The organism is Dolichospermum sp. DET69, from assembly GCA_017355425.1.
GTDB lineage: Bacteria > Cyanobacteriota > Cyanobacteriia > Cyanobacteriales > Nostocaceae > Dolichospermum.
This window is the reverse complement of the sequence record CP070233.1, coordinates 2,570,608-2,582,787: the sequence shown is the minus strand read 5'-3', so window position 1 is coordinate 2,582,787 and position 12,180 is coordinate 2,570,608. Positions and strand designations below refer to the sequence as shown.

Below are 12,180 nucleotides of genomic sequence, written 5' to 3'. Positions count from 1 at the left end.
TGCCCCTACCTAATTTATTGGTTTAGGTATTTTCAAGATTATTAAGATAAAAGATTGGGGATTTAATGTAGGGGTAGCGCCCCCGTGCCTACCCCGGATTGAGGGCAACCACAGGGGGTTTGCCCCTACCTAATTTATTGGTTTAGGTATTTTCAAGATGATTAAGATAAAAGATTGGGGATTTAATGTAGGGGTAGCGCCCCCGTGCCTACCCCGGATTGAGGGCAACCACAGGGGGTTTGCCCCTACCTAATTTATTGGTTTAGGTATTTTCAAGATGATTAAGATAAAAGATTGGGGATTTGATGTAGGGGTAGCGCCCCCGTGCCTACCCCGGATTGAGGGCAACCACAGGGGGTTTGCCCCTACCTAATTTATTGGTTTAGGTATTTTCAAGATTATTAAGATAAAAGATTGGGGATTTGATGTAGGGGTAGCGCCCCCGTGCCTACCCCGGATTGAGGGCAACCACAGGGGGTTTGCCCCTACCTAATTTATTGGTTTAGGTATTTTCAAAATTATTAAGATAAAAGATTGGGGATTTGATGTAGGGGTAGCGCCCCCGTGCCTACCCCGGATTGAGGGCAACCACAGGGGGTTTGCCCCTACCTAATTTATTGGTTTAGGTATTTTCAAGATTATTAAATATTTGCCTGTTGTCTTTGATAAAGTGACCAATACAAACCTTTTTGTTTTAAGAGTTCTAAATGGGTTCCTTGTTCTGCTATTACACCTTTTTCCATGACTAATATTAAATCGGCTCGTTTGAGGGGTGCAAAACGGTGGGCAATTAAAAAGACGGTGCGGTTAGAGGAAACATTTTTGAGGTTTTGTAATACTTGTTGTTCGGTTTCACTATCTAAGGCACTGGTGGCTTCATCTAAGATGAGAATGGGTGCAGAAGCTAGAAATAATCTGGCTAAGGCAATCCTTTGTCTTTGTCCTCCAGATAATGCTGTACCTCTTTCTCCAACGTTGTTTTCATAACCATAAGGTAGTTGACTAATGAAATCATGGGCTACTGCTAATCTGGCTGCTTCGACAACTTGCTCTGAGGTAATATCTGGATTTCCTAAAGTGATGTTTTCCAAGATTGAACCATTAAATAAAAAGTCTTCTTGGAGAACCACAGCAATTTGTTGGCGTAAAGATGCTAAGTCAGCACTTTTAATATCAAATCCATCAATGAAGATGCGTCCTGATTCAATTTGATACAGCCTTTGGATAATTTTAGAAAGGGTACTTTTTCCTGAACCGCTCCGGCCGACAATACCGATAAATTGTCCTGGTTCAACATTAAAAGAAATTCCTTTTAATACTGGTTCAGTGTTGGCATTATATCGGAAGAAAACTTGCTCAAAGTTAACTTCACCTTTGAGGGGTGGTAATACTAAACCTGTTCCTGCTTCTGTTTCTGGTGCAGCGTTGAGAATGTCACCAATTCTATCTACTGATAATAGCACTTGTTGGAGATTTTGCCACAACTGTACTAGCCGTAATAGGGGACTTGTGACTCTCCCAGATAACATTTGAAAGGCGATTAATTGACCAATTGTCAGTTGATGATCAATTACTAATTTTGCCCCAAACCACAGAATGATTAATGTAGAAAAGTTAGTGAGAAAGTCACCAATATTACTACTAATATTAGATGTAGTTGAGGCTTTAAAACTGGTGCGAATAAAGCGGGCAAATAAGCCTTCCCAGCGTTCTCTAGCTACTGGTTCTGCTGCATGGGCTTTGACTGAATGAATGCCAGTAATTGTTTCTACTAAAAATGATTGACTGTCCGCACTCCGGTTAAAGGTTTCATTTAGCCAATTTCGCAAAATTGGGGTAGCGATAATGGTTAAAGTCGCAAATAATGGTAATACTGCTAAGGCTACAAATGTCAGAGGAATGTTGTAATAAAACATCAATCCCAGGTAAACCACAGCAAAGATACTGTCCAGAATTACTGTTAGAGCTGTCCCTGTGAGAAATTGACGAATTTGTTCTAATTCCTGGACTCTGGCGACTGTATCTCCCACTCTCCGCGACTCAAAATAAGCCAAGGGTAAACGCATTAAATGGCGAAAAAGTTGGGCTGATAAACTCAAATCTAAACGCCGGGCTGTGTGGGTAAATATGAATAACCGCAGCATACCCAGAATAGATTCAAATGTCGCAACTAGCAAGAGAGCGATCGCCATGACATCTAATGTGGCTAAACTCTCCTGTACCATCACTTTATCAATGATGACTTGGGTAATTAATGGGGAAGCTAAACCCAATAATTGTAAGGTAAAGGAAGCTAGTAAAACCTCACCCAATAAGCCCCGATATTTCCAAACTGCGGGCATGAACCAAGCTAAATTAAATTTTTCTTGTTGGGAAATTAATTCAGCTTGCCATAATGTACCGTCCCAACAATCTTCTACCACAGATTGAGGTAATTGTTCACAAGAATAATCAGGATTTTGGGGATTGGCAATAATTAAAAGATTGCCTTTCATTCCATAAGCTACAACCCAATTTAATTGAGGATTTTTACTTTCCTGATTATCTTGATTCCACAATAATAAAGCGGGGAAAGATAATTGGCGTAATTCACGCCAATTTACCTGGATTTTTCGCAATACTAACCCTAATTTTTCTGCTGCTTCTACTATGTTTTTAGGTTTTTGTCCCCGCAATTGGCGTTGTACCCATTCTAATTGCACAGGATTTTGTAAATGTTGCGCTACCATTGTTAAACAAGCTGCACCTGTATTCCCACTTCCCACAAAGGGATAATTGGAAATTATTGCTTGAGGAGGTGTGGAAGCAGGTAAAGAAATGGGAGAATTAGTTAATGCTAGAATGGGTTCTTTTTCCGTTACCTCTGTTGTATTCGTCCAGAATTCATCAACTTGAGGATTTAAAAATTTTTTCCATAAAGCCGAATTCCAACACACTACTACAACTTCCTTACTAGCAGCGACAGCTTTACAATCAGCAAATAATTGTTGACAGTTACCAAACCAATCTCCTGTTTCTAAAGTAGCTACAGTTTGATTTTCTTCTTCCTCTCGTAACCGAACTTTACCAGTGACAATAAAAAACTGGTCACCACCTAATTTTTGTGACCAAATTTTTTCACCCAATTTGTAGTGATGGATTTCTGCTTGCTGTTTTAATTCGCTTTGTTCTTCAGCATTTAGCCAGGATAGTGGCGGTTCATTCCAGGGTAAATTGTTTAACACATTTATTAGTTAAAATTGATTTTTTAGATGGATTAATTTACTTGAATTTTGACTGCAAGATTTTGAATCTTTTCCCCTAGCCATTTCTCAAATAATTCATTTGTTAATGATTGTTGTAGTTGAGGATCTTCTAAAGATGCTGGGAGAATTTGTTCTAATCTAAATAAAGAAAAACGTCCTTCTATTTCTATGGGCTTGATCAATTTTCCAGGGGTAGTTGCATCTACAGCCGCACGCAATACATCCGGTATAGTTCCCCGACTAATAGGTCCCATCATGCCATTAAACACTCGTTCATCTGCCAATGAATACTCTTTTGCTAGTTGTTCAAAACTACTTCCTTCTTCAATTTGAGTTTGTAGTTCTTCTGCTAATTCTTGACTATCAACGAGAATCCGCGAAAGGACAACTCTATCTAAGTAAAGCTTCTTTTCAATAAAGTATTCTGGTAATTTTGATTCTGTGATTAATACTTTGAGTTTTTCTAATTGAAAGCTAAAGGTAATAGATGTATGAAATGTTGTGTAATCTGTACCATTATTTGTTAGCCATTCTTGGAACTTTTGTGCATCAGTTAGTTGATTTTTGAGGCGAAAATCAATAATTGTCTGTTCAATTAATGCAGAACTAATCTCAATATCTGTTCTGGTATTAATTTCTTGTTCAATTACGTGCTGACGCAGGACATCACTGATAAAATTCCCTAATTTACCCGATATTTGTAGGTATTTGACTACTTCAGCTAGGGCAATTTCTTGGTTATTTACAGTTAAAAAAGATGAAGATTCCATGAAGTAATTCTGAGAATAATACTAAAACATCTATAAGACTTTCCATTAAATAATAGGGAAAACAGTAGAAAACTATATCTAGCAATAATAAAGATTCGATAAATTAAATGTGTAATTAATATTTGGTAATAAAATATCCTGATTTTTGTTAAAAAATAATATTAGATGATCATAATTTTTAGTTCTGTAAGCAAAATAACAAATCACAAGATCCCCGACTTCTTAAAGAAGTCGGGGATCTGAAAAATTAAACAAAAATATTTTGGTAAATTAATGCCAGTATGATTGCCGCAGTTGCCCCAATTAGAGTATTAATAATATTCACAACTTCATTGGTAAGCCAGGTATATTTAGATTGCAAAGTTGCACCAATAACACTTTCCAAATTGGTAGCGATAAATGCGGCTAAGATACACCAAATAATACCTAGGGGATTAATTAAATTTACTCCCCAACCAACCAGAGCGATCGCAATTGATGCTACCATACCAGCAACAGTTCCTTCTAAACTTACTGCTCCTTCTGTACCTCTAGGAACTGGTTGCAGTGTCGTAATTAAAAAGGTGCTTTTACCATAAGCTTTACCAACTTCACTGGCAGTAGTATCCGATAGTTTGGTACTAAAACTAGCAACATAACCTAAACATAGCAAATATTTAAAATCAGGGAAAAACAAGACTCCCAAGGCACACAAAGCCGCTATTAATGCTGAACCCCAAACGTTTTCAGGTCCTCTTGCACCGGCACGCTTTTCGGCAATTCCTGCGGCTTCTTTTTCTGCCATACCAATGCGTGTTACCCCAGAACCGACAATAAAATAAAACACTACCACTAGATATCCTTGCCAACCTAGTGTTCCCCAAATGATAATTCCCAATAACCCAGCATTAAGTATACCTGCGGGGGTAAGCAACTTTTTGGGAATAATAGCGACTATTCCTAGTAAAATCGTATTTAAGCCTAATCCCATTAACCAGGGATTTATAGAATCTATTAAAGATAACATCAGTGATAAATTATGAGGATTTTCAAGTTTTTATGCTAATAAAACGATTTTATCCTCTTTTACCACATTAATATTAAGATTCTTTTCTACATTGCTTTTCCATAGCTTGTTGAACTTTTTCAATTTTTAATTCTAGTGCTTCGGCAATTTGTTCTACAGTTAACCCCATTTTGAAAAGACGGGGAATAGCTTTTAATTTCGGTTCTTCCTCCACTTCTTTTACCCTGGCAAATTTCACTCAAAAATTTAGAGGTTATCAGGTTATGAGTTTAGGGGATAAGTCCAAGCAAGTTTAATTGTGATAAAAAACTTATTTTCACCTATTAATATTTAATAGAATTTTCCTGAAGCCATTCTGATCTGGTTTCTTGACTTTCTTGACCGTTTGCTAGTCGTTCCGGGGTAAAGACAAGATACCCGCAAAATTTAGCACGACGTAAAGTTTTGTAAAGTAGTCATTTATTTTATGTCTTTCCAACATTCAAACATCGGAATAAATTTCAAATTTGCCATGTAATAGAATTTTTTGCCAACTGTAGCGGAATGGGGCGAATTTTACTAGCCAATAGTTCATTACTCCCAATCCTCAAGGGCTAGGTTTTCAACTCGTTCAAATTCTCTGGTGTTATGGGTGATCAGGGTGAGATTGTTTGCTAAGGCGATCGCTGCAATTTGTAGATCGTAAGCTCCGATAGGTGTCCCTTTAGCTTGTAGTTCGGCACGTATTTGTCCGCAGATTTGGGCGGCTTTTGCCTCAAAGGGAAGGCTAGTTAAATCAGCAAAGAATTTATCTAGGATTTGTAAGTTTTCGGTGGTTCGTGAACCTTTATAAGCTCCATAATAAAGCTCAAATTTAACGACATCACAAATACAGACATCATCGGGGGAAACGGCTAGAAAATGCTGATAGATTGAAGGATTTCGGCGGTTGATATAACCAATGCAGGTGTTGGTATCGAGTAGATAAATCATAGGAGTTCTTCTCGTTCTGGTTGTTCTCCTTGAGGTTCTCTAATTAGCGGTTCGCCTTGCCACGCGCCAAAGGTGCTAAGAAATTGCTGTGACCATTGACGTTTTATGGGTTTAGAGATGGGTTGATAAACAAGTAAAATTTCTAGTTCTTCGCCTGAGTGGTTGGGTAGGGGAATCTGAAGTACGCCTTGATCGTTGACATGGGCAGTTATTTGTATGCTTTGCATTGCTTTAGCTCCTATTGTTGTATTTTTCATTCTAATTCGGTGGTGAAAAGAGAACATTTCTAGAGGTTGCTATTTCGTGAATTGACGATCGCATCAAGCTCATTTTCTAACTGTCTCATGCTGTCAATTGCGTCTTGTATTTCCCTGGCAGGGGCAAAGGCAAGGGTGGCATGACTTAGGGGATTCATGATAAAAGTGCGGTGTTGCCCAAGTAATGATATTAAAGCTGTGCTGATATAGTTTTTGGGAGTGCCATCCGAGTTTTTAGCGTTGATGATTGGTTCCCAAAAGTCATTAGTATCAAGGTCTTTAGCTCTTTCTCGATATTTGACTCGAAGATTCATTTTTTCACAGAAAGATTTTATTCTTACCTCAAATGCTTTGCGTAAATAAACAGCGGCGGCTGTGTGATCGTGGGCTTGCAAATAGTTTTGGGCTTTCTCCAGATATTTTTTGTTTTCAACTAAAATTGGGATTTCGTAATCAATACCTCGTCCTGCATAGATTTCTATAGTTTTCCAGTCGTTAAAGTGACGCTTTAGCAATTCATACCATTCTTTGTCATAGGTCATCAAAAAGATTTGATAATCATTGAATTTCTCTTTAAGGATATGAATGATGGGAATACGGTTAGACATATCTAAGCCAATTAGGACATCATCAAGTACAAGTATTTTGAGGGGACTACTGGGATTAGTTTTTAGGGCAGCTAGGTAAATGGAGAGAGCGATCGCTGAAAGTTTGGCTTCGTTAAGAAATTGATGGGGCGAAGTAAAGTTAATTTGGTTAACGTGAACTTGTAGATAAACATTGCCTCCAGTTAAACACTTATTGGGTAAGTCAAATTCCAGTCTATTAAAGTTAAAATCAATAATAATTGAGTTGTCAAATTGATTAAGGATGTCTATAGCTTCGTTTTTGAGTAGTTGTAGGATGCTGTCTAAACCATTATTAAAGTTATCTAATATGCTTTGCAGTTCTTGAATCCTGTTTGTATGTTTAGCACTGCGGGGAATAGGATAATTAATAATTTCTTCCCATTCCTCACTTAGCAATCTATCTGTAAAATTATTGCGAGTATTATTTAGAATTTCTTCTATTAATAGTTTGAATAAATCAATTTCGGAGTTATCCTGTGTCAGGAAATAAACTTTTAGGAGTGATTTGTAATCTAGGCTACCTCTCGTTTTTGCGGCTTGGAGAATTAATGGGGCATCGGTTTCGCGGGTTGTGTCTGACCATTCATAGGTGGTTTCAGGATCGTTTTTGGTAGCCCGCATGGAGATTTTGACATGACCGCCATCAGTATCTATGCGGTGAAAGTTACGATAATTAGTAAACTGATAATTCCGTACATGGGAGTCGATAAAAAGTTCAATTGCTTTGAGTAAGGATGATTTACCACTGCCATTTTCACCATAAACAAGTAAGTTTCTGCCTTTTTTCCCCAAGTCGATTTCATGATCTGCGTAGAAGGCGCGAAAGTTTTTAAGGGCAATTTTAGTGATTCTCATTTTAAACCTCGAATGGTACGCACAACGGGGATGCTATCTAAGAAAAATATTCCTACTCTAATCGGGTGATCTTTTTCAAATAGGCGATTAAATATTTCTCGCAATGTTTGAATTTTATCGCCTTTGATTGTATCAATATTTGGTATATTTTCTGATAATAAATGACGCATAAAGTGTTTGTCATATTCATATTTATGCAGTTCTTCAGGTAAATATAGCTCCATGACTGCGGCATCAAGGATTTGCTCGAAGTATCGCGTCATGAGTTTGTCCATGGAGGAGTCGCTACTATTAGGAATGTCTTTGAGGATGGCAGTGAGGTGGAGGACATAATTTACAAGAATTTCTATTGCTTTACGTTCTGATTCGGTGGCGGTGGGGATAGGAAAATCTTTCATGAAGATCGAACTTGGTTCATAGAAATCACCTTGCAATTTTGGTAATAACTTATCGAATAAAAATGTCATTACACTAGAGTTAAGAATGGCGAGTAAAGTTTTATCATCACAAGGAATAATAAAGGCTTTCTGATTGGTGTAATAGCCTGATTCATCCCAAGCAAATTCATTACGTTTACAAATATTGGGATAAATAATTTTAGGCTGTTCAAATTCTTGCCAATAAGCGACATTATCTTGAATTTCATACCATTGATAACTACCTGCTTTACGTCCACCTTCTACACCAGCAGTTAAACGATTTTTATATTGACCTAGATGTTTTTCAATTGCTGGATATTTTTTAATATCAATACCTCTTCTTGTGAAAATCAAATATAAATCTTGATAATCAACACACCATCTTTTAACATCACGACCACGAAGCAAAGGCTTAATTACTTCCGCAGATGATGGATGTTCAGCAATTAATTTATCTCTTGTTTCTCGATCAATTACAAAAGCCTCATTAAAACCTGTCAAAATACCACGATAAAATTTACCGTTTACATATTCTCCCAAAGGCTTACCCGCATTTCGCAACTTAGCCAACAAATCTAAAACCTGTGTATCTTCTAATCGCCAACCATCAGCTTTAAGTGCAGATTGCAGCATCAAGAAATTTTGAGCATTAAACACTGTTGGAAACTCATTTAATGCTTCTGTTTGCTGCCAAGATAGTGCTTTAAATTGGTTATCCTTACTAGCCTTTTCTTTACTAAATAAAATAATACTGGGATAAGCAATAGCTGTAAAAACATCCGTATCACCAAAATCAATAAGCTGCTGAATTGTTGTATTTTTGCCAAGAAAATCGCGCAACTTTTCGCCATAACCGGAACGAAAATATTTATTTGAGCAGATATAACTCAATACACCGCCAGTTTTTAGCAATTGATAACCACGCTCAAAGAAATAAACAAATAAATCTGCAACACCTGTAAAGCATTGAAAGTTTTGCTTAAATACAGGTTTTAACTCTTTAATCTGTTCCTGTCTCACATAGGGCGGATTACCAATACAAATATCAAAACCGTCTTTAATCCCAAACATCCATTCAGGATCAAAAAAGTCTGCGGAAGCATTTTGATCGTAAGGTTTCCATGATTGCAACGACTCCACATTTGGCGACTTATTGCGCCGCAAAATCTCACCAATTTCCTGAGATAAACGCTCATCTTCCTGGCGCTTCTTCCGCTTTGTTTCCAAACTCTTGGCAAAGAAATGATCCCGTCGCAACCGCTCCAATTGTTTTCGTTTGGCTTGAATTTCTTGGGTATCAAAAACTGATAATTGTTGCACTTTGGCAACTCCAATTAATGAATTTGCCGCCACAAATTTCGTTTCTAAGTTCGGTAAAGGTAAAATTCCTCGATTTGTTTCATCTTGATCTTCTTGTTGATCAATAATCAAAGAGATAAAAAATCTTAACTTAGCAATTTGAACAGCGATCGCCTGAATATCCACCCCATAAATACAATTTTGAATCAAAAACAACTTCCGCCCATAGTCTAACCCATTCCGCGCAAACGCCCGTTCTAAATTCTTCTTTTGCGCTTCCAGATTAGTTAATGTATCCGTCCGCGTTTTCTCATCTTCAATATCTTCTGCATCAACAATTAATTGGTTGAGGCGATCAATCTGTCTCTGCTTCCAACTCAGATTGCGCGGATCGAGCTTTGCCAAAATATGCACCATTTTCTGCAAAACACCCATTGGGAAAGCCCCCGAACCACAAGCAGGATCGAGAATCTTGCAATTATCCAAAGCCTTAATTAAACGCTCCACTTCTGATTCTGTAAACTTGTGTGACTCATCGGTATAGGAAAGTAAGTGGCGAAGTTTGTCCTCATCCCCCCCGCCCCCTTCTCCCCAGGGAGAAGGGGGAGTAAGACTCTGGCTCTGCTCTTGCTTCTTACCCTCCTCTCCTTTCTTACCCTCCTCTCCTTTCTTACCCTCCTCTCCTTTCTTACCCTCCTCTTCTTTCTTACCCCCCTCTTCTTTCTTACCCCCCTCTCCCCTAGGGAGAGGGGTTGGGGGTGAGGGCAAAATCTCAGCAATTCTCAGCAAAACTCTCTCTAAATCATCAAAAACTTCCTGATTAGAAAAACGTAAAACTGTAATTCCCTGCGATCGCATCCAAGCATCTCTTTCTTGATCTTGCTCAACTTGTGAGTTATGAACACTTCCGTCTAGTTCAATGACCAATTTGGCACTGTGACAGTAAAAATCAGCAATAAATCGCCCAATATTGTGTTGACGACGAAATTTTGCATCACAAAAACGGCGATCGCGTAAACATTCCCAAAGCACTTGTTCGCCAGGGGTTTGCTGTTGCCTTAGCTCTCTTGCTCTGATCAACAACGCTTTAGGAATTAATCGTAACTTACCAGTAAGGCGATCGCCCTCATCCCCCCCGCCCCCTTCTCCCCAGGGAGAAGGGGGAGTAAGACTCTGGTTCTGCTCTTGCTTCTTACCCTCCTCTTCTTTCTTACCCCCCTCTCCCCTAGGGAGAGGGGCTGGGGGTGAGGGCAAATGATTCTTAAAATAAGCAATCAAACTCTCATCCACCATGTAATTAACAATCTCACGCGGCGTATAAAAAGAACCCGTCTGCTTCCTTGCCGTCGTCTGTGTTTCAGGATTGTAAACCGCCAATAAATTCTCAAATACCTGCCCCAACAACTCAGGATCAAGCGCCACATCTTCTTCAAAGGTGGTATTTTCTGTAATCGTAAATTTATAGCTTTTAAAGATTTCGATTAAGCCGCGTACCTGATATTTCTTGCGACTCGTGCCAAAATCGGCATTTAGATCGACATCCTGAAAATCACCAAAAAATAATTCATTTGGCACAGATAACACATTAGAAGAATGATTGCTAAACCCATCAATACGTTTTTCTGTATCAGGTTTGTCTTTTTCTGAAGGAACATCCAAACACTCAAACAAACCACCATTTAAAAAAGGAATATCGTCAAAATATTTCTTGATAACCTGATCAGACTTCTGAAAATAGTCTTCATAGCGAAACACATTATGTACCATGTGCTGCGAATTACGCCCGCCCGAACTTTTTTTAATAAACTCGCGCTTACCTTCCGTATTCAGCGTTGCAAAAAATAAATTCTGCAAAATCGCCTTGTAATAAGTGCTTTCTTGCGGCTCTAAACTTTTGAGAATAGATTTAATATCAGCGCGATCAAATAATTCACTAGGAACTAAACCTTTCTCCTTGAGAAACCAAACAAACATTAACCGCGTAATTAACCTGATCAAACTTTCTTGAACGTTCTTAGCATCCTTTGGGAAAACCACCTGCTTACAAGCATGAAAGTACCAAGTCGAAATCTCTTGATAAAATTGTTTATTTAACAGGCTGACATCAAGTACCTTCTGCCAATAAGCATATAACTTAGCAAAAGAATCAACCCGATCCTTACCTGTCTTCGGAATTGCTAACTCTGCTAAAATACGTTCATGCCCCGAATGCGGTTGTCGAATATCAATATCCCGTAACAGTGTCACCTTCCCCGCTTTTTCGCCTTCTCGATTGTCCTTGTATTTCAATCTCTCAGTATTTGCAAAGGCTAGATATTCGCTATTTGCATCATTGTACTTAAACACCACTACTACAGGTGTATAGTAAAATTCCCGATTAAAAGCCCGTGATATTTCTGCTAAATGCGACCGCGTTGGTAATTGTCCATGATCACGATTATTTAAAGTCACCCCAAAAATCAAAATTCCATCATAATCTGATTTAATCTTATCAATCTCTAAACTTTGATTCCCTCTAAAAGCTGCATCATCTACTAACCCAACAAAATAAACATCATTAATTAACCTAAAAGCCTCATTATCTTTATAAGTATTCTGTAATATTTTTTTTGCCGAAACCGGCTTATCATCTACATAATTAATCGGTACATTTAGATTTGACTTACCAAAAAACTCCTTTAAAGCAGGTAAAAAATCTATTTCATTAAATCTTGTTAGTTGCATAATT

At 38.1% G+C, this 12,180-nt stretch carries 7 protein-coding genes and 1 pseudogene; all 8 read right to left on the bottom strand.

The genetic code is table 11. The features are described from left to right. Positions 1 to 641: 641 nt before the first annotated feature. Positions 642 to 3,308, bottom strand: a pseudogene (locus tag EZY12_11820) (type I secretion system permease/ATPase). Beyond that, on the bottom strand, positions 3,257 to 4,015 hold the full coding sequence (locus tag EZY12_11815; protein ID QSX70185.1) for a peptidylprolyl isomerase: 759 nt from the start codon (positions 4,013 to 4,015) through the stop codon (positions 3,257 to 3,259). Before EZY12_11815 ends, EZY12_11820 begins: the two are co-directional and overlap by 52 nt. A gap of 247 nt (positions 4,016 to 4,262) precedes the next feature. Continuing rightward, complete coding sequence (locus EZY12_11810; GenBank protein QSX70184.1) at positions 4,263 to 5,021, bottom strand: TIGR00297 family protein; 759 nt, start codon at positions 5,019 to 5,021, stop codon at positions 4,263 to 4,265. A 73-nt stretch (positions 5,022 to 5,094) separates the two neighbouring features. Next, positions 5,095 to 5,259, bottom strand: coding sequence for a hypothetical protein (locus EZY12_11805; protein QSX70874.1), 165 nt, complete (start codon positions 5,257 to 5,259; stop codon positions 5,095 to 5,097). 335 nt (positions 5,260 to 5,594) lie between these two features. After that, positions 5,595 to 5,993, bottom strand: coding sequence for a type II toxin-antitoxin system VapC family toxin (locus EZY12_11800; protein QSX70183.1), 399 nt, complete (start codon positions 5,991 to 5,993; stop codon positions 5,595 to 5,597). Further along, on the bottom strand, positions 5,990 to 6,220 hold the full coding sequence (locus EZY12_11795) for a hypothetical protein (protein ID QSX70182.1): 231 nt from the start codon (positions 6,218 to 6,220) through the stop codon (positions 5,990 to 5,992). The genes EZY12_11800 and EZY12_11795 overlap by 4 nt, the downstream gene beginning before the upstream one ends. A gap of 59 nt (positions 6,221 to 6,279) precedes the next feature. Further along, complete coding sequence (locus EZY12_11790; GenBank protein QSX70181.1) at positions 6,280 to 7,734, bottom strand: AAA family ATPase; 1,455 nt, start codon at positions 7,732 to 7,734, stop codon at positions 6,280 to 6,282. Next, positions 7,731 to 12,176: a DUF559 domain-containing protein gene (locus EZY12_11785; GenBank protein ID QSX70180.1), complete on the bottom strand. Its 4,446-nt coding sequence runs from the start codon at positions 12,174 to 12,176 to the stop codon at positions 7,731 to 7,733. The genes EZY12_11790 and EZY12_11785 overlap by 4 nt, the downstream gene beginning before the upstream one ends. Positions 12,177 to 12,180 lie beyond the last annotated feature (4 nt).